The sequence below is a fragment of the Pseudoalteromonas sp. MEBiC 03607 genome (assembly GCF_004792295.1).
In the GTDB taxonomy this organism is placed as follows: domain Bacteria; phylum Pseudomonadota; class Gammaproteobacteria; order Enterobacterales; family Alteromonadaceae; genus Pseudoalteromonas; species Pseudoalteromonas lipolytica_C.
The window spans coordinates 552,814-577,900 of record NZ_SRRY01000002.1 but is presented as its reverse complement, the minus strand read 5'-3'; the positions used below and the strand labels follow the sequence as shown (position 1 = coordinate 577,900).

General features: G+C 40.8%; 20 protein-coding genes. 11 read left to right on the top strand and 9 right to left on the bottom strand.

Annotated features, from left to right (window positions below; all coding sequences use genetic code 11):
- Positions 1–61: 61 nt before the first annotated feature.
- Positions 62–1,894 (top strand): GGDEF domain-containing protein, encoded by a 1,833-nt coding sequence (locus tag E5N72_RS19505; RefSeq protein WP_135926761.1) that lies wholly within the window; start codon positions 62–64, stop codon positions 1,892–1,894.
- Between the two features lie 180 nt (positions 1,895–2,074).
- Entirely contained in the window at positions 2,075–2,551 is a 477-nt protein-coding gene (locus E5N72_RS19500) for a hypothetical protein (protein ID WP_135926760.1), read from the top strand.
- A gap of 3 nt (positions 2,552–2,554) precedes the next feature.
- On the opposite strand, the gene E5N72_RS19495 is transcribed toward E5N72_RS19500, so the two are convergent.
- Positions 2,555–3,760 carry an anhydro-N-acetylmuramic acid kinase gene (locus E5N72_RS19495; protein ID WP_135926759.1) on the bottom strand — a complete coding sequence of 402 codons (1,206 nt, stop codon included), beginning with the start codon at positions 3,758–3,760 and terminating at the stop codon, positions 2,555–2,557.
- Positions 3,761–4,018: 258 nt separating this feature from the next.
- Here E5N72_RS19495 and E5N72_RS19490 point away from each other — a divergent pair, with 258 nt between their 5' ends.
- A complete protein-coding gene (locus E5N72_RS19490) occupies positions 4,019–6,754 on the top strand; it encodes a TonB-dependent receptor (protein WP_135926758.1) in 2,736 nt (911 codons plus the stop codon).
- Between the two features lie 143 nt (positions 6,755–6,897).
- The gene (locus tag E5N72_RS19485) at positions 6,898–7,131 is read left to right on the top strand and encodes a helix-hairpin-helix domain-containing protein (RefSeq protein ID WP_135926757.1); all 234 of its coding nucleotides are present in this window, start codon (positions 6,898–6,900) and stop codon (positions 7,129–7,131) included.
- On the opposite strand, the gene E5N72_RS19480 is transcribed toward E5N72_RS19485, so the two are convergent.
- Positions 7,128–7,973 carry an SMP-30/gluconolactonase/LRE family protein gene (locus E5N72_RS19480; RefSeq protein ID WP_135926756.1) on the bottom strand — a complete coding sequence of 282 codons (846 nt, stop codon included), beginning with the start codon at positions 7,971–7,973 and terminating at the stop codon, positions 7,128–7,130. The genes E5N72_RS19485 and E5N72_RS19480 overlap by 4 nt on opposite strands.
- Before the next feature lie 10 nt (positions 7,974–7,983).
- A complete protein-coding gene (locus E5N72_RS19475) occupies positions 7,984–8,385 on the bottom strand; it encodes a hypothetical protein (RefSeq protein ID WP_135926755.1) in 402 nt (133 codons plus the stop codon).
- 185 nt (positions 8,386–8,570) lie between these two features.
- Between E5N72_RS19475 and E5N72_RS19470 the strand changes: the two genes are divergently transcribed.
- Both E5N72_RS19470 and E5N72_RS19465 read left to right on the top strand, forming a co-directional pair.
- On the top strand, positions 8,571–9,602 hold the full coding sequence (locus E5N72_RS19470; RefSeq protein WP_135926754.1) for an NADP-dependent oxidoreductase: 1,032 nt from the start codon (positions 8,571–8,573) through the stop codon (positions 9,600–9,602).
- Positions 9,603–9,649: 47 nt separating this feature from the next.
- Positions 9,650–10,267, top strand: a complete 618-nt coding sequence (locus E5N72_RS19465; RefSeq protein ID WP_063527596.1) for a glutathione S-transferase — start codon at positions 9,650–9,652, stop codon at positions 10,265–10,267.
- A gap of 74 nt (positions 10,268–10,341) precedes the next feature.
- Here the strand turns inward: E5N72_RS19465 and E5N72_RS19460 are convergent, their stop codons facing one another.
- The 3 genes from E5N72_RS19460 to E5N72_RS19450 all read right to left on the bottom strand — a co-directional run bounded on the left by E5N72_RS19460 (position 10,342) and on the right by E5N72_RS19450 (position 13,312).
- Positions 10,342–11,250, bottom strand: coding sequence for a diguanylate cyclase (locus E5N72_RS19460; RefSeq protein ID WP_199527471.1), 909 nt, complete (start codon positions 11,248–11,250; stop codon positions 10,342–10,344).
- 99 nt (positions 11,251–11,349) lie between these two features.
- On the bottom strand, positions 11,350–12,018 hold the full coding sequence (locus tag E5N72_RS19455) for a response regulator transcription factor (protein WP_135926753.1): 669 nt from the start codon (positions 12,016–12,018) through the stop codon (positions 11,350–11,352).
- Complete coding sequence (locus tag E5N72_RS19450; RefSeq protein ID WP_276605839.1) at positions 12,011–13,312, bottom strand: DUF4118 domain-containing protein; 1,302 nt, start codon at positions 13,310–13,312, stop codon at positions 12,011–12,013. Before E5N72_RS19450 ends, E5N72_RS19455 begins: the two co-directional genes overlap by 8 nt.
- 189 nt (positions 13,313–13,501) lie before the next feature.
- Here E5N72_RS19450 and E5N72_RS19445 point away from each other — a divergent pair, with 189 nt between their 5' ends.
- A complete protein-coding gene (locus E5N72_RS19445) occupies positions 13,502–14,956 on the top strand; it encodes a potassium transporter TrkG (RefSeq protein ID WP_135926751.1) in 1,455 nt (484 codons plus the stop codon).
- A 177-nt stretch (positions 14,957–15,133) separates the two neighbouring features.
- On the opposite strand, the gene E5N72_RS19440 is transcribed toward E5N72_RS19445, so the two are convergent.
- Positions 15,134–17,068 carry a RecQ family ATP-dependent DNA helicase gene (locus E5N72_RS19440; RefSeq protein ID WP_135926750.1) on the bottom strand — a complete coding sequence of 645 codons (1,935 nt, stop codon included), beginning with the start codon at positions 17,066–17,068 and terminating at the stop codon, positions 15,134–15,136.
- Between the two features lie 259 nt (positions 17,069–17,327).
- Here E5N72_RS19440 and E5N72_RS19435 point away from each other — a divergent pair, with 259 nt between their 5' ends.
- The 3 genes from E5N72_RS19435 (at position 17,328) to E5N72_RS19425 (ending at position 21,542) form a co-directional block, all read left to right on the top strand.
- The gene (locus E5N72_RS19435) at positions 17,328–18,632 is read left to right on the top strand and encodes an NAD(P)/FAD-dependent oxidoreductase (RefSeq protein ID WP_135926749.1); all 1,305 of its coding nucleotides are present in this window, start codon (positions 17,328–17,330) and stop codon (positions 18,630–18,632) included.
- A 125-nt stretch (positions 18,633–18,757) separates the two neighbouring features.
- Positions 18,758–20,881, top strand: a complete 2,124-nt coding sequence (locus E5N72_RS19430; protein WP_135926748.1) for a hypothetical protein — start codon at positions 18,758–18,760, stop codon at positions 20,879–20,881.
- 88 nt (positions 20,882–20,969) lie between these two features.
- Positions 20,970–21,542 (top strand): manganese efflux pump MntP family protein, encoded by a 573-nt coding sequence (locus tag E5N72_RS19425; protein WP_135926747.1) that lies wholly within the window; start codon positions 20,970–20,972, stop codon positions 21,540–21,542.
- On the opposite strand, the gene E5N72_RS20775 is transcribed toward E5N72_RS19425, so the two are convergent.
- Together E5N72_RS20775 and E5N72_RS20770 are read right to left on the bottom strand one after the other, a co-directional pair.
- Positions 21,539–22,726, bottom strand: a complete 1,188-nt coding sequence (locus tag E5N72_RS20775) for a bifunctional diguanylate cyclase/phosphodiesterase (RefSeq protein WP_240704564.1) — start codon at positions 22,724–22,726, stop codon at positions 21,539–21,541. The genes E5N72_RS19425 and E5N72_RS20775 overlap by 4 nt on opposite strands.
- A gap of 3 nt (positions 22,727–22,729) precedes the next feature.
- Positions 22,730–24,010: a response regulator gene (locus E5N72_RS20770; protein ID WP_240704563.1), complete on the bottom strand. Its 1,281-nt coding sequence runs from the start codon at positions 24,008–24,010 to the stop codon at positions 22,730–22,732.
- Between the two features lie 118 nt (positions 24,011–24,128).
- On the opposite strand from E5N72_RS20770, the gene E5N72_RS19415 reads away from it, so the two are divergent.
- Positions 24,129–25,076 carry a diguanylate cyclase gene (locus tag E5N72_RS19415; protein WP_135926746.1) on the top strand — a complete coding sequence of 316 codons (948 nt, stop codon included), beginning with the start codon at positions 24,129–24,131 and terminating at the stop codon, positions 25,074–25,076.
- Positions 25,077–25,087 lie beyond the last annotated feature (11 nt).

Sequence of the window (25,087 nt, the reverse complement as noted above, 5' to 3'; positions counted from 1 at the left end):
GCTGCAATTATAAAAAATATCATTGATTGGTATCAGAGTAGCTGTATGGAGTAATGCTCAGATGATAAGGATATTGTGCATATTGCTATTTGCAACCAATGTGGCTGCAAATGATGTTCAGAGTGAAATCAACCGTGTTCTTTACGGTTATACAACATATTCTGAATCTGTCGAAATTTTAGCTAGATTAGAGCAGCAAATGCCTTATGCAGATGTGCAAGATGATGCGCATGTAATGGCATTTAAATGTTGGTTTTCTAATACATCTACTCCTAGCGGGCTTAGTGAATATAAACATTTTCTAGAAACAGCCAAGCCAATCATCCAAAAAGCAAATAATATTACCTTAAAACATGAGCTTGCTGTCTGTGAAGCAAACCAAGAGTATACACAAGGTGATTATCAAACAGCTCTTGAGCACTTAAAGCCTATAATCAACACTACATCAGTAGAAAAAACAACCTCCCCTAAGCAATTATCAACCATCGCTACTGCTCACATTGTACTTAACCGTATTCAGTTAGCTAAAGGCAACTATCAAGAGGCATTCGACTCTGCAAAAACAGCTTATCAGTTATTTGAAAAAGCAGGTAACAACTACGAAAAAGCACTCGCATTAAAAGAAATCGCCGATATTCACATAGCGTTGTACAACTATGAACTTGCAATTGAACAATTGCAGCGTGCTAACTTAGCGCTATCGAAATTTAATGAGCAAGAGCAATACAAGGTACTCGATTTACTCGCGTATGCTTATGAAGAAAAAGGCGACTTAATAAAGGCGGTTGAATTATACGAGTCGATTAAAAAAGATGTTCGTCGTTTCGAAAGTGATAATGGCTATTCTTACATATTAATAAAGCTGACAGAACTCAATATAAATTTAAATAGGTTATCTCAGGCAGAGCCATATCTAATTGAGCTAAAAACACTTTCTGTTGATGACTGTTGGATTTTGACTCTTTACAACTTCACTAAATCAGAATGGTACTTGGCTACAGCTCAGTTGCAAGCAGCCGTTACATCTCATGAGAAAATAGCCGGGCAACAACAATCTTGGCCCGAGAGCTTACAGGAGCGCTATTTAAATTTAACCTCACAGCTTGCCGCTGCAACAGGAGATACTTTCTTACAAATAACATCTCAGCGGCAATTAATCGATTTAATAAATAAAAAACAGCAGGCTTTAGCAAATAACATGCTTATTTCTGCCAGATTAAACTTTAACTATGAGCAACAAAACCGTGAAATTACTCGTTTAGAACATGAGTCAAAGCTACAACAAAAGCTTTTAGCAGTAGCCGAAGATAAGTCTTTTTGGCAAGGCTTAACGGTGATGATAACTTGCGTATGTTTACTGCTATTCGCCATTTATACCTTCAAACAAGTTCGCCAGAAAAAGTATTTTGAAATACTCGCTTTAAAAGATGAGCTTACCGGCATACCGAATCGAAGAGCTATTCTAAATTTAAAACGAAGTGTCATGCAGCAAAACAAACTCAATAAACAAGTCAGCTCTTTGATTTCTATCGATATTGATTATTTCAAAGCGGTCAATGATCAATACGGTCACGATATAGGTGATGAATTAATCATTTCCATAACCAATACGATTGTGCACACAGTCCGTTGCTCTGACCGGGTAGGTCGTGTTGGTGGCGAAGAGTTTTTAATTGTGCTTGAGAATCAATCTTTAGAAAATGCACAGGAGATTGCTGAGCGTATAAGGCTCTCTGTTGCCGAAAAGGAGCATACCTCATTATCAATAAGCGCTACTGTTAGTCTGGGTGTCATTGAAATTGCACCTAACGAAACAACGGAGCAGGCCGCGAAAAGGGTTGATTTACACCTTTATAAGGCAAAAGAAGGGGGGCGAAATACTGTTTACTCTTAACTTTTGTAGGAGTTCAACAACAATCAAATAAATAGACTTAGGTTTTAATAAACAAATTAAACATTCAACTTTGTTCTGATTTTACGATAAATAATACGTAATATGACAATAGTCATAAATCTGTAATTTAATTAATTCATAATTGGCGCTAATTTAATCACCTAATGTAATGAACAAGTAATGGACAGTGCCTTGGTGCAACTTTCGTTTGCACTCCCCTCTAATGAAGACCCTTTATGTGCAGCGCTTGCGCACACTATGGAATATGAACAATTGCATTTTGCTGCCAATGAGCAAAAGCGTGTTGTATTTTGTTGTGTGCTACCTGACGATGCTCACGAAGGTGATGTGATCTCTATTAGTGCAACACGCCCTGATGCCCGCGAGTCTGCCTATTTTACTGCGTACACGTTAACACAACACGATTTAGAACAGCACGTGATCAGCCTTACTTTAGAAAATGTCACGCACAGTGGCGAATTTGTGCTGCAATTAATGCTGCATGGCATGCATGCAACACTTAAAGACAGCGCCCAATTCGATGTTAGCATTGCTGCAAGCACATCAGCAGAACTTTTAACTAGCGAACAAGCTAAAAACCAAGGTCTACGCCGTTACATCAGCAATATTGGCGCAACCTTTTTAGCTTTTTTTTAGGGCCTAGTCAGCAAAGCTAATTTTACCCATGGTAATATCGGGGATCCCTTGCTCGGTATTACCAAAGCGTTGTTGCCCACCCGACAAGCATTCGTTCGCTAAAATAGCAAATAACACAGCCTCTTTTGCATCTGGATTTATACCTAACGAATCAGTGTTATTTATTACAGTAAGCTCTGGGCAATGAGCCATAATAATCTTCATTAATAATGGATTATGAACCCCACCACCACTGGCGTATACAGCCACATCAGTTAAGCCTTCACTGCATTGGTTAATTGCCTTGGCAATCATGACTCCTGAAAACTGCACTAAAGTTGCCATAACATCAAAGTGCGATAACGCTTGCGTATTTGAACGTGCTTGTGCCGCTGCTAAATAGTCTAGATTGAACACTTCTGGCCCGGTGGTTTTTGGAAACCCTAAACCAAAAAATGCATCATCACACAGCGCAGTGAGTAAAGCTTCATTTACCGCGCCTTTTGTTGCAATAGCGGCATCTTTATCATAATGAAGGGGTGCAAAGTAACGCTGTACATAGGCATCCATAATGGTATTACCTGGGCCAATATCAGAGCTAAAAACCGCTCGTGGATCAGCCGATTTTGGCAAGTAGGTTAAGTTTGCAATGCCGCCCATGTTTAACAATATGCGGTTTTCACTGGTACTTGTGAAGTACAAATAATCACCATATACAGCAAGCGGTGCACCTTCACCACCCGCTGCTATGTGTTTTTGTCTAAAATCACCTATGGTGGTAATGCCAGCAGTCACTGCAAGGTGATCGCTATCGCCAATTTGTAGCGTTGCATTGCCATATTCTGGGCGCTTATGTTGGTTTTTAGGGCAGTGATAAATTGTTTGACCATGACTGGCAATCACATCTATCTGCTCATTTTCGACCCCCCAAGAGGCTAACGTTTTTGCGACCATTTCACCATGTAACTGGCCAATCCATGGGTTGAGTAAAGTGACTTCTTCAAGGTCGCAATCGCGTTTGGCAAATACTCGTTTTACACGCGTTTTATAATCATCGTCATAATCGACGGTGGTAAACTTTAATACTTCTACATGGGTGTTCATACCCTGCCCTGATACTTCACACAGTGCGATATCAAGACCATCTAACGAGGTACCACTCATCAGACCAATAATTAATTTTTTTTCTTTTTTTGCGCTTAAATACAGTTTCTCAATATGTTGATGCATAAATAAATCACTTAAAATCAGCTTATTAGATGTAAATAAGCGGGTTGACGACTTGGAATAGTTTATATTTTAAAATAATAGATTTAAAGAATAATTATTGCAAAGATTTTTAAATTGCTTTAAAACTGTACCAGTGTTCTCCCCAAAAGGAGAACACGACGTATCATAACAAAAAGTATGACTCTTTAAATTAACTAAATGGTCTAGGTAGTAAACCAACCTGCGTTGATTTAAATGATAAAACGCAAGGGAATCATCATGAAAGCAAAGACAACAACCGGACATCGCTCACTATTGCTGCTCTCGCCTTTAGCTCTAGCTGTAAGTTCAGTAATAAGTTATGCCCACGCAGAAGACGCCGAACAAGTTAAAAAGCCTGAGGTGATCACTGTTACAGGTTCACGCATCCAACGAACTGAGCTGGTTTCAAGCAGCCCTGTCGTAAGTGTTGATGAAGCACAAATTCACTTAGATCGCGCAGTGAACGTTGAAGATATTACCGCAAAACTACCACAGGCTGCAGCAGGTGCTAACAGCACAGGTGCAACAGTGGGTGACTCTTTCGGCTCATCAACCATTGATTTACGTGGCCTTGGCCAAAACCGCACATTGGTGCTGATTGACGGTACTCGCGCCGTACCATTTAGTTTTCGTAACTCGGTTGACGTAAATACCATTCCTGCCGGCTTAATTAAACGCGTTGATGTATTAACTGGTGGTGCAGCAGCGGTTTACGGTGCCGATGCCGTAGCTGGTGTTGTTAACTTTGTTTTAGACGATGATTTTACTGGCGCTGAATTCTCAACCAGTTACGAAAGTGCCGACGGCGGTAACGAAAAGCTTAACTTTGAAGCTATTTTTGGTGGCGATATCGCTGATGGCAGCGGTCATGTAACAGGCTATATTGGTTATACTGAGCGTAAAGAGCTATTAGCTGGCGAGCGTGACTACGCGCTTGAAAACTCAACAGCCATGATCAACAGCGGTGGTTATTATACTGACGTTGCATCTGGCAATAGTATCGGTATTGCTGATTCTGGTGCTGTAACAAGTGAGCGTCAAACAGCTGATTTCACTCCTGATCGTTATTTAACTCAACCAATGGACCGTTTTTCTGCGGGCTTATTATTCGACGTTGATGTCAGCGACAGTGCCATTGCTTATGGCCGCGCAATGTATTCTAAAGTGACCGTAAATGGTGCTGGTGCCAGTGGCCAAACACCGATTTTTGTTAACGAGCAAGTAACCCTAACGCAAGACAATGCATATATTCCTGATGAACTGCGCAACCAACTGACGTTTGACAGTGAAGGCAATGCCCTTGTTAATGTTGAACGTAACCTAGGTTTAGGTGTGCAACACACCGAAGCGGTACGTGATTCAATGCAATTTCAACTAGGTTTAAAAGGTGATATTACAGACTACCTATACTATGACGTATATGGTCAGTACGGTAAAACCGACGAAGTAGCCACCATTTATAATAATGCGTATCGCAATGATAACAGTGGTAATAGTCGCTTTGCAGCCCTTGCAAACTCGGTAGATATTTTTGATCCAAACCATGATTTCAGTGACTTTAGCGACCCACTGCTATACACCACTCGCGACCGTACACAAAGCGTAATCTCAGCAACGTTATCGGGTGATTCTGGATTCTTATTTGAGTTACCAGCCGGTGCTATTGATTTTGCTATCGGTTATGAATACCGTAAAGAAACCGGTAAACAAACACCGGGCGATGCATTTAGAAACGGTACCAGCTTCGCATCTATTAGCGCATTTGATATGGATGCAAGCTTTAGCTCAGAAGAATTCTACGCTGAAATTTTAGTGCCTATCTTGGTTGATAAACCATTTGCTGAAGAGCTTAGCTTTGAAGGTGCCTACCGTATTTCTGATTACTCAAATACCGAAGCAGAAGACACCTACAAATTAGGTATCAACTGGGCAATTAACAGCGATATTCGTATTCGTGCAAACCGCTTAACCGCGTTTAGAGCACCTAACTTAGGTGAGTTTGCCAGCCCAATCACAGCGCTATCGTTATCATTATTTGACCAAAACAGCGATCAATTTGTACCACGACTAGCAGGGCGTTATAACGGCGATCCATGTTTACTGGGCACCGGTGATGCGACCCAATGTGCTGCGTTTGGTGCGCCGCCAGTTGGCACTGAGTTCGACTCAAGTACAGCAAAATATACCTATGGTGGTAACCCAAATATTAAGCCTGAGCAAGCCGAGTCAGATACATTAGGCATTGTTTACACACCTAGCTATTTAGAAGGCTTTGACTTATCACTCGATTACTACAGTATTCGCGTAACAGATGCGGTAAGCCAAATTCAGCCAGGTGCTGCGCTACAAAGCTGTTATGTTGACGACCCGAACCCGAACAACCCATTGTGTGGAGCGGTACTTCGCGATCCAAACACCGGTTTCATTAGCACAGCTATCGTTAATGACTTTAACTTAGCCGCAATTGAGCAAGAAGGTATCGACGTTGCAGCAAATTATGTCATTGATGCACCAAAGCAAATGGGTGGTCGTTTTAGATTCTCGTACCAAGGTAACTTTGTTACTAAACAAACGCGCCAAAACAACAGCACAGTGCCTGAAGTTGACTGTAAAGGAACTTATGGCAGTGCCTGTTCGGGTGACTTTGCCAGTGTTTTACAAGCTGACTACAAACACCGAGCAAGCATTGATTGGCAGTTAGATAACATGAACTTCCAACTTGGCTGGCGCAGAATTGGTGAAGTAGAGTATGCTGTTGACCGTTCAGAAACAATTTCAGCACAAAATTACTTAGACTTTGCCGCTGCTTGGCAAGTTAATGAGGAACTTGCTGTTAACTTTGGTGTCGATAACTTATTAGACCGTGAACCACCAACACCTGAAATAGGCGCAAACCACTTTAACACTGTGAGTGATTATAGTGTGATTGGCCGCTCGGTCGGTGTTTCACTAAGATATGCTCCAAGCTTTTAATTAATCCTACTGTTTTAGCTACACAGGATTGATCCCCTCAAGCGCACCCTGCCCGGTGCGCTTTTTTATTACCCAAAAATTAGATTTGCTATGCAAAATTAATATGGCAAAGTACCAAAAAAAGGATTTATAAGGAGTAACAAATGCCATTTAACCAGCAAGAGCGCTGCGCGCTTTTAGCGCTCAAAGGTGTGGGGCCTATGGTGATAAAACGGTTTGAAGAAATCGGTATTGAATCGTTTGAGGAGTTAGCCGGGTTTGATGCCAACACCATTGCTGAGCGAGTAGCGTCAATGCTGCATTCAAGTTGTTGGCAAAATAGCTCGCAAGCGAAAGCGGCAATCAACGCCGCTATAACGCGAGCAAAGCAAGGCTAAAGTTCAATCACTTCTATTGCACCGCGCTTTTGCATGGTGACATACACTTTGCTTTGCGTATCGTTAAAGGTCAAATTAGTTGGATGCTGGCCTTTTAATTGGTAGCTATTTAATAGCTTGCCGGTAGGCGATACTTCAAGCACCTTTCCAGCACCGTAACGAGTGATAAACACATGTCCTTGATTATTAACGCGCATGCCGTCTAAGCCATGCTCAGCAAACTTAATCAAAACTTTTTTATTGCTAATGTTTAAGTTCTCATCTAAGTCATATTGCCAAACTACTCGCTGCACACTCTCGTTCACATAGAGCTTAGTGTTGTCGTTATTAACGGCAATACCATTGGTGGTGCCCATGTTTTTTTCGAGTAAATGCGTGCTGCCATCTGCATTAATACGCCAAAGTTGGCCCGTTTCGTTCGTCCAATTAGGGTCACTTGCAAACAGCGCCCCGCTTGTGGTGATAGCAATGTCATTGGGTTGATTCATGTTGCTATTATGGGCGAACACTTCTGCTTTATTGCTGCCAGCAGGTACTTTTAAAATATTGTGATTCACGTAATCGGCAATAAATAAATTACCTTGCGAGTCAAACTGTAAGCCATTACCAACGCTGTCATTTGGTAGCCTTACAAATAACGATGTTTTGCCCATGTTATCAACGCGGCCAATGGTTCCTTGCTGGGCATAGTTCACCGCGTACAAGGCACCGTTATACATGGTTGGCCCTTCAACGCCTTGAGTAAAAACGTTATCTTTAACAAAGTCTTGGCTATCTATCGCTAGCGCAGCAGGCGAGCAAATAAGTGCGCTCAAAACGAAAAAATGACGCGTTGATTTCATGGTAATCCTTTTAATTATCTAAGCTGGTATACACTGCTAATATGGGATATTCGTTTTCACCAAAAGACAAAGTCAATGAGCGCCTTTCACCATCATCTAACTTAATGCCTTCGTCAAAGCTTTGCGGATGTACACGACGCCCATCAGCAAACAGCGCCATAATGTGGTCAGCCTGTAAAATACGCGAGCCTGATGCTTTGTTTTCAATCGTCACAACAGCTAAACGACGACCACTTTCACTGCTCATTAATACACTATGCACAATTCTAAATTGACTTTGCTTTGGGTAATGTTTGTCATCATTTTCAAATGCAAAATTACCGCTTTGCAGCATCACTGGATCAACCGATAACACGTCGTTATTTGCATAAGCATTAACAGTCACCAAGCCCACTAACAAAATACGCTTCATTACTATCCTTTTAAGTTAGCTTAATTTTAAAACAGCATACACCGTTCCCATATTTAGCGCAAAAACTCATCCTAAAAAAGGAGATGCGTTATCAAGTAATTACAATTTTAGTGTTGATTTTTAATGTTATGCCCGCAAAACGTTAAAGGCGTATCTTAATTTACTGCTGGCAAAAGGAGCCTAGTATGTCTGATATTCAGAATCGTCAATATATTCTTGAATCTCGCCCAAGTGGCGTAGCGAATGAAAACAATGTTGTTTTAAAAACTAACTCAGTATCAGCGCCAAAAGATGGCGAGGTATTACTCAGAACCATTTATCTATCACTTGACCCCTATATGCGAGGACGAATGAGCGATGCTGAATCATATGCTGATCCTGTAAAGATTGGTGATGTGATGGTAGGCGCAACCGTATGCCAAGTTGAGCAATCAAACCACCCTGACTACCAAGAAGGTGAATGGGTATTGGCCTATACGGGCTGGCAAGAATACGCAATAAGCGACACTGAAGGCTTAATGAAACTGGGGAAAAACCCTGAAAACCCTTCGTATGCACTTGGTATTATGGGTATGCCTGGTTTTACCGCTTACATGGGGCTTTTAGATATTGGTGAGCCAAAGCAGGGCGAAACAGTCGTGGTTGCTGCAGCTACAGGGCCTGTTGGTGCAACTGTAGGGCAAATAGCTAAATTAAAAGGCTGTAAGGTCGTTGGCGTAGCTGGCGGTAAAGAAAAATGCCAACATGCCGTTGAAAACCTAGGCTTTGATGCCTGTATTGATCACAAAGCAAATGATTTTGCAGAGCAGTTAAGCGCAGCGTGTAATAATGGTATTGATGTTTATTACGAAAATGTCGGTGGCCATGTATTTGATGCCGTGTTACCCCTGTTGAATACAAAAGCACGTATTCCGTTATGTGGTTTAGTATCACAGTACAACGCTACCGAGCTGCCGCCAGGTCCAGATCGCTTATCTATGCTTATGGGTCACATTTTAAAGAAACGCATTAAAGTGCAAGGGTTTATTATTTTTGATGACTACGCCCATCGTTATGAGGAATTCGCAAAAGACATGCAAACATGGTTAAGCGAAGGAAAAATCAAATATAAAGAGCATCTTGAAGCTAATTTCGAAAATACGCTGAACGCCTTTAATGCGATGTTAAATGGTGAGAACTTCGGTAAAACTGTCGTGCAAGTTCAGCAGCCAATTTAAATTTCAAGGCGTAGTCAGCTTGGCTACGCCATTTTTAAGGATAACGAATGATTAAATTACACCATTTAAATAAATCACGCTCTAAACGTATTATTTGGTTACTGGAAGAGCTTGGTGTCGATTACGACATTGTTGCTTATCAACGCAATAAAGAAACCTTCTTAGCACCTGATGAACTAAAACAAATTCATCCGCTGGGTAAATCGCCCGTTATTGAAGATAACGGTAAAGTAATTACCGAGTCTGGCGCAATTACTGACTACTTAATTAGTAAGTACGGCAAAGGCAAGTTTATGCCAAGCCAGCAAAGCGACAGTTATGTTGACTATCAGCAATGGCTGCATTTTGCTGAAAGTTCTGCCATGGTGCCTCTTTTACTAAAACTCTTTATTACTAAAGACGGCTGTCAAACTAACTTTATTGCCGACTATGCCGATAATGAAATTGCAAAAATACTGAGCTATGTTAACCAGCAATTACAAGGTAAGCAGTACTTAGTCGATGACACATTGACCGGTGCTGATTTCATGATGTCTTTTGTTGTAGAGCAAGTTGCTCAGGCGGGTAAGCTGTCGTACTTCCCTGAAATCGAACGCTACTTTGAGCAGCTAAAAACTCACGAAAGCTATCACACAGCCAATGAGTTAGAAGCAAAATACGACTGATCTAATATGCAGTGACAATTTATAAACTGTCACTGTTTTCCTTCTTCAAGAAAATAAAGCTGCAAAGCTACCAATCAGGTTACACACACTTGGTTGCGTCCCGATTCTTTTGCCTGATACATAGCTTTATCCGCAGCCTCTATTGCTGTTTCAATATCATCGTCAGCGCGAATAGAAGAGACCCCAAAAGAGCCGGTAATTTTTATCTGTTTATCTTTACCTATATCTATTTCAAGTTCTTCAACACCGACTCTCAAGCGCTCAGCAAATGATTGAGCACCTTTTAGGTCTGTTTGTGGTAAGCATACTAAAAACTCTTCGCCGCCATAGCGATACAGATGATCATATTTTCTTAGGTGAGAGTTAATACACTTAACAAGAGCAACCAATACTTTATCTCCTACGGAATGACCATATTGATCATTAACACGTTTAAAATGATCGAGATCGATCATAATCAACGCACAGCTAAGTGACTTTCTTTTCGCAAGCTCATGCTCCTCTCGCAGATTGCTAAGTAAATGAGTGCGGTTGTTTGCACCTGTTAGGGGATCACGATTATGCAAAAGTTTAGAGAAGTCTTCATTCACTGCCTCAAATAAATAGCGGACTCTATCTAAATCTTCATGAAATTGATCCAAAAGATTGACCGGGATTTTTGAATTAGCTTCATTCAAAGATAAAAGTACTTTAGCCCCGTGGTGCATTTTTTGATGTGCTATTTCAATTTCAGCAAAATACGGGTGTAAATTTTTAGAACTAGAGGGGAGTTTATTAAACCAAAGACCAAATTCGCATAATGCATGAGCATTATCGTCAAGATCTTCTTCACATGCTGGTACATTGGCAATAAGGCTTCGCAATAAGCGTTTGTACCAACATTGATGCCATTCAATTGCTTGCTCAATTGCAGCAATGAGTTCTTCAAGTTGTTTATTTGAAAGTGAAAATATCCGTTTGCCACCTTGATCAGCAGTAGCCAATTATCAAGCACCTTTTCATTATTTTCGTAAACTAAAACAATAGTTTAAAAAGCCTATAAGCTCAACAGCAAATTAAAAAAGTCGTGACTATTATTAAACTCAATCAACTAATCGATAACCCACAGCGGGCTCAGTTAAGATATGTTTAGGGCTTGCCGCATTTTGCTCAAGCTTTTGTCTTAACTGACCAATATGTACACGCACGTATTCAGGGCGATTAATATACTGCTCTCCCCACACCTCAGATAAAATAGCGTTATGCGTTAACACCTTGTCTTTTTGCTGAAATAACAACAGCAAAATAGCGTACTCTTTTTTAGTTAGTTTAACTTCTTCAGCGCCTTTACGGACCACATGTTTATGCGGGTCGATGTGAATATCGCCACATTGCAACGTTAGGCTTGGTGTTGTTTGTGTGCGCAGAAGCACCCGAATACGCGCTAATAATTCGTTTGCGCTGAATGGTTTGGTTAGGTAATCGTTAGCGCCGTTATCAAGGGCGGTGACTTTTTCTGTTTCGCCGTCGCGCGCAGAAAGTACCAGAACAGGGAGCAGACTCCACTGCCTAAACTCCACCAGCCAATCTTGCCCATCCATATCGAGCAAACCTAAATCAAGCAGCACTAAATCAAACTGCTGCTGGCTTAAAAGTGCAAACGCATCAAGCCCTTTCGCGCACACACTGACTTCATGGTTACTTGCTTTGAGCAGTGTTTTTAAAAAACTTTGCAGAGGCGGTGAGTCCTCTAAAACCAAAATATTAGCCACGGCTGTTACTCCAAATTAATATAGCTGTTGCCTGCTTTGCCTGCTCATTGAGGGTTAATTCAAAGCGCCCCTGATGACATTTAGCAACCACATCGCAAATAACACTCCCTAGGCCAACGCCTTCATCTTGACTCGTCTCGTGCTTATTAGCAAAAGGGTTAGTTAACACAATTTGGTATTCGTCTTGTGTTTCAATAAATTGCATGTTCGCCGAACCATCTCCGTAACGAGCTGCGTTTTCGAGCATATTGGCAAAGGCAATTTCGAGTAAGGTTTCATCGCCAAAACAGATGCTTTGTTGCTGAGCTTCGATGTGCAGTTTAAAGTTTTGTAGTTGTTGCTGACGGCGTGATTTAGCTTCGCTAATTAAGGTCAAAATGGGTAGTTTTTGCCATTTAATATTCTCAGCTAACTTATTCACTTTACTGAGCTCCATGACTTTATCAAAGTGCTGGTTAAGAATTTTACTTTGCTCATAAATATTAGCAGCTTGCTCTTTGATAACCTCAGAGCTTAGTTGAATATCATCATCAGCCAACATGCTTGATGCGCCCATAATGGTCGCTAATGGTGTTCGTAAGTCATGGGATAAACTGCGCAACAAGGTGTTTTTTGACCTTTCTAACTCGGCCTGTACTTTAATCGCCGCTGATTGCTCTCGCAGTAAGGTTTTTTCTTGAACCTGATACAGTAAAGAGCACGCTGTATTCGCCAAAGCCTGTTGCTCTGCATTAAGCGCTTTAGCAAACGCGATGCCGCCAAATTCCGCTTGTTGTTCATTTAAATAAATAAACTGCTTAGAGGCTGTTAGCTGCCAATCACACGCAACCTTTAAATGCGCGGCCATGGTTGTTAAAAACAGCTGCTTTTGTTCCTCAAGGCTATCGAGATCATTAAGTTTTTTAGCTAATTCATACAATAAGCGACTATTACTTGCATGGGCTTGCACATCGCGAACCTTGGTATTGAGCTCCCCAGCAAGGTGGCTTATGACTAAACCCACAATCAGCATCACCAAAAAGGTGACCACATATTCAATATTTTCGATATGAAAAGTAAAGTAAGGCACCACATAAAACCAGTCAGTACAGGCGACACTCACTAGGGTTGTCAGCGCTGCAACACGGCGATTACTTCGTACAGCCACCCACGTCACCCACAACAGCTGTAACATCACAATATCGGTAGTTGTAAACAGCTCACGAAACGGAAAAATAGCAAGCACCACTACAAGCGGCATCAATACACTTAAAAATATGGCCTTAAATAACGGGGGTTTGAATACTGACTGCATCATCTGTTTATGCTCATCTAACGAATTGTCATTAGATTAAAGTGTTTTTATTCTTGTCACTATAAAGTTTTTATAAAGTTTTTTTATCTCGGCATAAAATCTTTATAAAGCTTTCACTCTCTCTAAAGACATCTACGCCTATTTCAATAGCATGCTGATTTAAGAGCCGTTCGTTAAATCAGTAGACGTATGATCAATTGGAAAATCACATTTCGATTACTCGCTTTCCCTATTTTGTGGATGAGTATAGTGCAATTGATATTTGCAGCTTTATCTTCATTTTTATTTAAAGATAATGTATCCGTGTCATTCCTATTGCCTGCGTCAATAATGCTTTTTACAGCAAGTGTCATACTGTTAAAAACCCAGCATGTTGATTCATCACTGGCCAACTTTAGAGATGCACTGATTTACGCGACAGCCACGTGGGTGATTGCAGGCTTTTTGGGGGCAATTCCAATCATTTTAGTCACCAAAGTGAGCTTTACAGATGGCATGTTTGAATCAATAAGCGCATTAACCACCACCGGCGCCACAATTCTGTCGGGCTTAGATGATATGCCGCGTACGTTTTTATTATACCGCCAGTTTTTACAATGGATGGGAGGGCTCGGCATTGTGATTTTCGTGGTGGCTATTTTACCCATGCTAAATATAGGTGGCATGAAGCTCTTAAAAGCCGAAACACCTGGGCCAATTAAAGATGAAAAGCTATCACCTCGTATTGCAAACACGGCGCATTACCTTTGGAGTGTATACTTAAGCATAACCGTGTTGTGTACTGTTTCTTACTATTTTGCAGGCATGACTTTTTACGATGCACTGGCTCATGCACTGACAACCGTTTCAACGGGAGGGTTCTCGACCCACGATGCCAGTATGTGGTTTTACAAAAGTCATTTAATTTTATGGGTCGCCAACTTATTTATGATTGCAGGCGCTATTAATTTTGCACTGCACTTTAGAGTCGTACACAAACGAGCGCTCGGTAGTTACTATGCTGATGAAGAAACGCGTTATTTTATATACATCATTACAACCCTTTCAGTGTTGTCGGGCGTTATTTTGTACAGTCACGACACCTACTCCTCTATTTTTGAGTCATTGAGTTTTTCAACTTTTCATATAGTGTCGTTTATAACCAGCACCGGATTTGGTGCAGCAAGCTTTACTGAATGGCCCGAAGCTGTCGGATTTTTACTTATTATCACCGGCTATTTAGGGGGATGCGCGGGCTCAACGGCTGGCGGAAATAAAATCATCAGAAATATTCTAGTGGTTAAAATGCTCAACAATAACTTTAAACAACTTCTTCATCCCCGCGCTATATTCACCATTAAGTACCAAGGCAGCCCTGTAAAAGATGATGTACTTCATGCCGTTATGGCATTTATGACTTTTGCCGCAGGATCAAGCATGCTGTTTACATTATTACTCATGTTTACAGGGCTGGATTTTTGGAGTGCGTTTTCAGCAGTCGCCGCATGTGTCAATGTGCTCGGACCGGGGTTTGGTGAAGTAGGCGCTAACTTTGCACCAGTTTCAGACGCAGGAACCTGGATATTAACCAGCGCAATGCTTGTTGGTCGCTTGGAATATTTTACTGTTTTTGCTCTTTTTACGAGTACGTTTTGGAAGCAATAAAAAGAAGCTCCTAAATACTCAGCCCAAAACTGATAAGTGGCACGTTGCAATAGTTACCACTTGACAAAGAAAACTTTCAGTTGTCCTTACAAAATACACAGACAGAGTTATTCAAGACAGGCTCGTCAAAAATGTTTACCGAAGCTACAGAGCCTGATTTTAAAATGTAAGACCCTGCTACAACTGCTGTAGCAGGGCTTTAATATCACTGTATCGCTGCTGTTCGCAAAGGCCAAAACCTGAAAGCTGCCTGACTTTATTACGGGTAAATAAAGGCACGCTCATGCCCGCTAAAAAGCGGCACTGAGTATCGATGCTAACATCACTCACTCCTTTAGCGGCTAAGTGCTGTTTAAGCTCAGCAACTTTGCTGGCAATCACATTTTGCTCAGGCATTTGATGCACTAATGAGTAACTAAGTTTTACCTGCAGGCCTCTACACACTGAACAATGGCCACATTGCTGGGGTGCATTTTGGTCATCAAAATAGCGGGCTAAGTTATAACTTAAGCAGCTATCTAGCTCAAAAAAGCGCACTAAAGTGGCGATACGTTTAATTTCAGCCTGTTCTTTTTCGATAAAGTATTGGTGAAGTTGCTGTGCTAAATCAGCGTGGTTTATTACCGAGTTATTCACCTCATACACTTGCGTAATACGTTTAGTTTCAAGGGCTATGTGGCCCTTTTCAGCCAAATAATCGAGCGCTGCAACCACGCGCTTTCTATCAACTTGAGTGGCACGGGTTAACGCATCAAAATTAAGTGTGCCCCAAATTTTCTTAAACTCTGTATGTTTAAATACCTGCTGTAAAAACGCTTGTCGGTCAGCATCAAACTGGCCAAGCAGCTCATTTTGATCCGTTAAAAACTTATATTTAAAATCGGCGTAATAGGCATATAAAGGTGTAATAGCCCCTTGCATTTCTAACTGCACCAGTAAGGTTTTTAACGCTAAAGCACGAATATTACTTTCGCTCGATAAGCTGTACTCTTGCATTTCCCACTGGTTGTTCGTTTGCTCGTTACGAATGTTATTGATGACATAGTCAATCCCACTTTGCTCGGGAGTGTCGGCATAAACGAAGTTTTCAACGGTATTTAAGCCATCAAGGTTTGCTAGGGTAAAACAGTTTGACGGCGCACCATCTCGCCCTGCGCGGCCAATCTCTTGACTATAATTTTCAATCGATTTTGGCAAATCATAGTGGATCACAAAGCGAATATCAGACTTATCAACGCCCATCCCAAAAGCAATGGTTGCCACAACGATATTGATTTTACCCGCCATAAAATCATCTTGAATTTGCCAGCGTTTATCATCCTCAAGGCCTGCATGATAAGCCACCGCATTAAAGCCCGCTCTTGCCAAGCCTTCGGCTACTTGCTCGGCGGTATGTTGTAAGGTGACATAAACAATCCCAGCTCCTTGTTGGCTGGCTATAATACTGGCTAATTGCTGAGATTTTTCTTGGCTTGCAACACTGAGCACTGATAAGTCGAGGTTGCTTCGGTAAAAGCCAGTTTGCACCACACATTCTGGGGCAATAGCAAAACGCTCACACATATCGCGCTTTACTTTTTTAGTGGCAGTGGCGGTAAGTAGCAATACCAAGGGTATATTAAGCTCTTCACGATAGCGCGGCAGTTTTAGGTAATCAGGCCTAAAGTTGTGACCCCATTCAGATATACAGTGCGCTTCATCGACCACCAGCATTGAAATAGGCACTTGTTTAATAAATTCACGAAAGCGCTCATTCTTAAAACGCTCAACTGAGACCATTAAAATTTTCACCTTCCCTGTTCGCACATCACTCATTACCGTATGACTTTGCTCACTGGTTTGGCTTGAATCAAGGCTTGCCGCGTAAATACCTTTGCTATTTAAAAAGCTAATTTGATCTTTCATCAGTGCCAATAATGGCGATACCACTAAGGTCAAGTTAGGTAAGTGCAATGCACTTAATTGATAGCACAAAGATTTACCCGAGCCAGTTGGAAAAATTGCCAACGACGATTGCTGATTTAATAACTGCTCAATGGTTTGTTGCTGACCTTGGCGAAATTCATTAAAGCCAAAGTATTGATTCAACGAAGTGTGTAGTGGTGTAGTCATCCTGATCCCTCACTGTCATTCCCTTTTTCAGGTAATGATAGGTCTCTTACTGCGAATTAGCCATACTAACGTGTTTGGCTCAATCTCCCAAGGTCATTCATATAACTAAGTTAACTACATTGTTCTTAATGGGTACTGACAAAACCATCAAAAAGGCGCACAATGGGTGGGTTGCCATGGGGTATTGATGGATGGATTTGCAATACCTAAGCGCTTTTTCGCAAGAGTGTTTAGGTATTATACTTTTGAGGGCAACGTAATGATTAACCAACCTCCTAAAATCGTGATAGTCGGTGGTGGCGCTGGTGGCTTAGAACTGGCAACACAATTAGGACACAAACTCGGGAAAAAACGCCAAGCAGAGATACTTTTGATCGATAAAAACCGCAGCCATATTTGGAAGCCGTTACTTCATGAAGTAGCGACGGGGTCGATTGATGCCGATTTAGACGGCGTTGTATACTCAGCTCATGCAGCAAAACATCATTATAATTTTCAACTCGGCAGCTTTTGCCACTTAGATCAAACCAACAAAACCATTACTTTAAGCGAGTTAAAAGACGAGCTCGGCCACCGTATTTTACCTGAGCGCCAAGTGAGTTATGACTACCTAGTACTTGCTATAGGCAGTGTCAGTAACGACTTTAATACCCCAGGCGTTAACAAGCATTGTTTCTACCTTGATTCAAACCAACAAGCTGAACGCTTTCAGCATGCCCTACTCGATAACTTCACCCGTTTACATCAAGATGATGATCCACAGCATTCTTTAACCATTGCTATAGTCGGCGGTGGTGCAACCGGGGTTGAGCTGTCGGCAGAGCTTTATCATGTCTCAGACATGCTAAAAATGTATGGCCTTAATAAAATGACTGCTAAACGCTTACACATTGATTTAATTGAAGCGGGGCCGCGAATTTTACCCGCTTTACCCGAGCGCATTGCAAATTCGGCTAAACGAGAGCTGGTTAAGTTAGGAGTAACAGTACGCGAAGGCACGCAAGTAAAAGAAGCCACAGAAAACAGCTTTATCACCAAAAACGATGAACATATTAAAGCCGATATCATGGTTTGGGCTGCAGGCGTAAAAGCCCCTGATTTCATTAAAGACATTGGTATTTTTGAACTCACCCGCAATAATCAAATTAAGGTGAATCAATACCTGCAAAGTAGTGTTAACGACGACATTTTTGTAATTGGTGATTGCTGCGCATTTACCCAAGAAGATGGCACACAAGTGCCCCCAAGAGCGCAATCGGCCCATCAAATGGCACAATGTGTTGAAAAAAACCTAATAGCCACACTCAAAAACCAGCCACTCAGTGCCTTTACTTACAGTGATCATGGCTCTTTAGTTAATTTGTCACGATACAGCACGGTAGGTAGTTTAATGGGTAACTTAACCAGTAATAGCTTTTTTATTGAAGGGAAAATAGCGCGATTTATGTATATTTCGCTCTATCGTATGCATCAACGTGCCATTCATGGCAGCGCAAAAACCTTTGCATTGTGGATCAGCGAAAAAGTACTGCGCGTTGTTAGGCCAAAAATGAAACTGCATTAGGCTACAGTGCAAAACATAGTCGACAAATCAGTTGTTTGTCGGCTATTTATGCTCTTCGTCCCTAAGTCGTTGACAGCACAATATAAAGCCATACAATTTCTGCAAGTTAAGTCCATGGATTGAATATGAAAAAAGGTATTTCACTCACAGTATTTATAGGCCTTTGTGCAGTAGGAACCTACCTGTACTTTGATAAACAGACCCAAAGCGAGACAGTTACTGCTAAATTGCCCATACACACTAATAATGTTGCTAGCCTGAGCTCTGTAACTGAAGATGTAAATAAACAAAACACCAGCAAAGCATCAGCTCTAAAAAAGTTACGACTTGCAAAGCTTAAGTGTGAGCAACAAAGTATAAAAGCCACACAAGCGGCCACTGATCATAGCCAAATTGATGCTGCTCTTAAGCAAGCACTCAAAGACGATTTACCCCTCTCAGAAATTTTAAGTTATTCAGAACTAACCAAAATATCTTATCGCTCATTTGAGTCCTTACTGATAAACGCAATTAAAAGTAATGCCGAAGAGCAGTTTCAGTATGCAGACTCAATAAGTATATTAAAAAACTGGCAAGGACTTGAGGTTGTTGATTATTTTGATGCCGACACTGTTAAAAAATTAACATCTAATGCTGAGTCTCTGAACATTAATACCCATTCAATCATGTTCGACGTACCACTCCCAGAGCAAGTAAATAAAACAGCGCTATACAAATTATTAGATAACACTGATAACTTTAATACGTATTTAAAATCACCTTTTCAACTAGGTCCATCGGCACTTATTTCGCCGTCAATCTTATTTATTCTAAACGCGCATAGTTTAACTGAGACAGAATTTGAAAATGCCATATCGACAAAAGACTTTACGATAAATGACATAGCCATTGCCATAAAAAGCAACTTACCCAATACGTATATAGCAGCATTAATAGCGCAAACGGCACAGTTAAGCGGTGTACCAACAGCCATGAGTGATAATTTTATTCATGAGCAGCTCTATTTAAATCTGGCTGATGTTGCAGTCAGTGAGTTCAATGTGCCGATATTAGAGCTTTTGAATGAGCGCGGTATTGAGCCAACCAATCTGCCCGATGTATTCACGGCGATGGATATCGCTCTTGTTAACTTAAAAGGTAGCTCAAACAGTCAAGTACAACCTATTGAAAACAAACACCGAGAGACATTAAAGTACCTTAAGGATAAAGGCTACAAAGCCCATGGCGAGCATGTGAGAGGCACATCAGAAGATCGCTTGTTGATGTTTAAGTCATCATTTTTACCAAACAGCTTATTGTTCGTAGGTGAGCAATTTGCCGCAAAAGCATTTGATGAATTAAGCGATATTCCCCTGATTGCAAACAAAGCAGCCTTCAAGCATCAAAGCAAAGATGATTCAGCTATTTCAGACGCGCTGCGTGCCTACGAAAAGCAAAAGCAACAATTTAAACCCGCTGATGAAACCTGCCAACAGGTAGAACAAGATTTAAGTAATTTAGAAGCGATTAAAACCCGCTCACAAGCAATGGATGAATTAACACAACTCGAAGCGCGCCAAGGCCCATTGACCGCTGACATGTTGCAAGAGATTGACCCCATGCTTGTTCATTACTGGCATCTCATGCATTTTCGTGATTTAAGGCAACAAACCCCTTATCAACCAGATGCCTTTAAAGAAGCAATTAACAATAACGACTTTAATGCCCTCGCAACTATTACGCAGGGTGCCAAACTCAGCACGCACCAAACGAATTTACTGCTTGCAAAAACCTTAGAAAATATCGAACAAATGAACGCTATTTGGCAAAGCAGAGCTAACCCAACTCCACCAAGCGCCCTTTACTTACTGAAGAATCTTCCACTATCAGATTGGCAATCATTAGCCGAAAATGGTTTTGATTTTTCGTTAACAGATACATTTGACATGGATATGTATTTTTATGCGACTGATCACTCAAATACAGCAATTGAGTTTTTAATCAAATTGGGAGTACCCCACGACTTTTCAAAACCAGGACTAGATATTCTCGATCAAGCACTTGAGCAAAGTTATAACACGCAAACTCTTGTTGACTATATGCCAAATGCACTCAAGCTCGTTAACCATTTCGAGCAAAATCATTTTAGCCGGGTACAACGACTCAAAGAGCTCGCTCCAAGCGTCTATGAAGCGCTTATTCAACTTGAGCCAAAACTCACACCTGCTGAAGGTACACTCATGAATAACTATCAATATAGCGCTTTATAAGTTCAATACAGAGCCCTAAAAACAAAAATTAACCTATCTGTTTAAAGTTCTAGTGCGTATAATACGCACTTTTTGTGGGGCGCAAAAATTGAACATTGTTACTCTGAGTGTATTATCTCTTGCTATGTCTACCGATGCATTTGCCGCATCAATCACTAAAGGCAGTACACTAAAAAGCCCGCGCGTTTTAAGTGCGATTAAATTGGGTTTGATTTTCGGCTGTATTGAGGCCATTGCCCCTGTTATTGGCTGGCTAATTGGCAGTGCAGGTGCTGAATATGTTGAAGCCTATGATCACTGGATTGCTTTTGTGCTATTGGTAGGCCTAGGTGTTCATATGTTGCTTGAAAGCCGTAAAGAAGATGACGATGAAGACGATACATTAACAGCAACAAATAAACGCTCGTTAATGGCCACCTTACTTACTGCTGTTGGTACTAGTATTGATGCTATGACAGTGGGTATCAGCCTCGCATTCATGAAAGTAAACATTTACTTAGCAGCCGCCATGATTGGCCTTGCAACAACGATAATGGTCACTATTGGTTCATTACTTGGCAATGTCATCAGTGGCTGGGTTGGTAAAAAAGCTGAAGCGATTGGTGGTATAGCTCTAGTGTTAATTGGCTGCGGTATTTTGTACAGTCATACTATGGCTTAATTTAACAACGCATCAAACGCTTCTTTGGGCATTGGTTTATAAAAATAATACCCTTGCCCAAGCTCACAGCCTAATTCAATTAAACTCTCTAAATGTGCTTTTTCTTCGATTCCTTCCGCTACAATCTGTAAATTTAGAGTATGCGCTAAGCTTGTAATGGTTCTAACAATATCCATACTTTGCGTATCAGTGAGCATATCGCGAATAAATGACTGATCAATTTTTAACACATCCACCGGAAACAGTTTTAAATATGACAAACTTGAATAACCTGTACCAAAGTCATCAATAGCAATCGCTAACCCCAACGAAGCTAGGTTATTCAACATACTTTTGATTTCTTCGAAATCATGCATCAGTGCGCTTTCTGTTACCTCTAACTCTAACAACTCACTTGGAAGCCCTGTCTCTTGGAGTGTTTGAGCAACAGTATTGCAAAAGTTTTTGTCAGTAAATTGTTTCGCGGCAATATTTACCGCTACTTTTATTTTATAGCCTTTATCAGCCCAATCTTTGGCTGCAGCACAACTTTGTTTTAAAACCGATAACCCTAACGCATGAATTAAGCCCGTTTCTTCGGCAAGCGGAATAAAATCCAGTGGCGAGACAAGGTTATTATTCTCATCCCGTAAACGTACTAAAGCCTCTACGCCTACAATTTCCCCACTGGCAAGAGCCAGCTTGGGTTGGTAATAAACGTCTATCTCTTCGTGTTCAATTGCATTTCTTAATAGCTTTTCAATGCTTTGACGCTGCTTAAATTGATGTTCTAAGTCGTCAGAGTAATAACAAAACCGGTTTCGCCCTTGTTCTTTTGCTCTGTACATAGCAGCGTCTGCATGAGTCATAAGCTCTTCTGCGGTAGATGAGTCGTTTGGATTCATACTCACACCAACACTCACAGACAAGTTATAATCTTGGCAATCAATGCGAAAAGGCATTGCCATCGTATTTATAATTTCTAGAGCAATACTATCTACGTTACTTGTCGATTTTACATCGGGGATCAGCACCACAAACTCATCGCCACCAATACGTGCGAGTGTAGTATTTAAATCAAGCAATGACTCTAGCCGATTGGCAACATGCTTTATAATCAAATCGCCTTTATGATGCCCTAATGTGTCATTTAAATATTTAAAGTGGTCGATATCTATCAACATCAAAGCCACACTTTTTTTCATGCTTTAGGCGACTTTACACGCATGAACCACCCTATCATGTAGCAAAACTCGGTTAGGCAAATCTGTCAATAAATCATGATTTGCCAAGTGGGTCATTTTTACTGCCATTGCTACCGACTCACTGACATCATGAAAAACGATGATGCCACCAATAATGTTGTTTTCAATATCACGAATAGGAGCAGCAGAGTCTTCAACACGATGAACACGGCCATCAAAACCAACCAATTGGCTATTAAGGGCCATTGCAACAATACGATGCTCTTTTAAAGCAACTAAAATAGGATTCACTAAGCGTGTATTTGATGATGCATCAACTAGGTTCATAACTTCTTCAATATGCCTGCCTTTTGCGTCATCGGCATGCCATCCCGTCAAACGTTCTGCAATGGGGTTCATAAAGTTAATTATTGCGTTGTTGTCCGTGGCAATCACTGCATCACCAATCGAATTGAGCATAACTCGTAGACGTTCTGATTCATTCGATAGCTGTTTTTTTGTATTGGTAATAGAGGTGATGTCCGAAAGAGTAAGAATGACACCAGTAACCTCTTGCTCTATTACTTTTAAATGTATTTGCGCTCTAACATATTCAATCCTATTACGAGGACTGGGCAACTGTATATTTAAAACTTCTTGTTCTATGCCTTCAGTTATACAACGATGAAAAGCCTCATACAGCTTTTCAGGTAATACATCTTTAGCGAAACAACCAAGCATTTGCTCACTGCTTTTTGCAAACCAATGGGCGGTTTCATCATTACTAAATAAATTTTCCTCTGTTTTTGACCAGTAAGATATATAAACAGGAACTTGCTCAACCAATGTTGAAATATCATTTTTTGCTGCAAGAATTTGTCTTTCTTGATGTTTGATTTTTAATTGATTTTGTACTCTTAAACGACAAATAGTTAAATCGACAGGTTTAATGATTAAATCGATACCACCGCTTGCAAAACTCTGGTATTCAAATTTTTGTCCATTGTGTGAAGTTACAAATATGACACTAATTGATTGGGTGATAGGGTTGTTTTTAAGCTGTCTACAAACCTCAAAGCCATCCATATCTGGCATTTCAATATCAAGTAAAATAACATCTGGTTGAAATAAAACCGCTTTTTTAAGCGCCTCAGCGCCATTATCGACACATTCAATCTCACCAAGGTCGTTTAAAGCCTCTAACATAATCATTAAGCTTGTTGGCTCGTCATCAACAACCATAATTTTACTGGGTTTGTTCTCTTGATGAGTAAAAAGCACTTCCGTCGCCTCTTTTAAAATCATTAAGAAAACTCTAGTCCTTTATTATTGCCATCGCCAATTAAAATTATTTTTTAGCACCTTTAACTATAGGAATTTAAAAAATGCGGCTACGCTTTATACAACAACTAGAGGAATCATTTTGCAACCTTTGGCAGCCAACGATTTAAAACTTGATGAGTCTGTTATTTTAATAGTTGATGACGAACCAATTAATACAACAGTGATTGAAAGTTTACTTGCTCCGCATTTTAAAACTCTCACCGCCGATTGCGGTGAGAGTGTTTTGCCCATGTGCGAGTCTCACTCTCCTGATTTAATCCTCTTAGATGTTAATCTAGGCAACACAAATGGTTTAGATGTATGTAAGCAGTTAAAAGCACACTCTCAGTACAGTCATATCCCGGTTATTTTTATTACCTCAATCATGGATCTTGAAGCTCAGGATAAATGCTGGCAAGTGGGCGGTGTTGATTTTGTCTCTAAGCCCGTATACGGCAATATCTTATTGAATAAAGTTAATGTTCACTTAACCATCAAAAAGCAAGCTGACCTGCTAAAAACAATGTGCGAACAAGACAGCCTCACAGGGTTAAATAACCGACGCTACTTAAAAAGTACACTTGAGCAAAATATTCGTTTAGCAAAACGTTATGATAATCCTCTTTCGGTGTTAATGATCGATATCGATTGGTTTAAAGAATACAACGACACTTTCGGCCACCAACAAGGTGATGAGTGTTTAAAGTTAGTCGCTCAAGAGATTAAAAGAAGTGTTAACCGCTCAACCGACACCACTGTGCGTTTTGGTGGTGAAGAGTTCTTATGTGTATTACCAGATACTGATATCCAAGGGGCTCAGTATATAGCTCATAAACTATTAGCTAATGTCAAAGCGTTAAATATCACCCACCCAAACCCAGAAGCGACAACGGTGTCTATAAGTATTGGCAGCGCTACCTTGCAGGGGCACGAAAACTTAGATTCTGAACAATTGATAAAATGTGCTGACAAAGCACTGTATCAAGCCAAACATCGAGGCAGAAACTGCAGCGTTTGCCTACTTGCTGAAATATCAATCATTGCCTAATCTAAATGTAA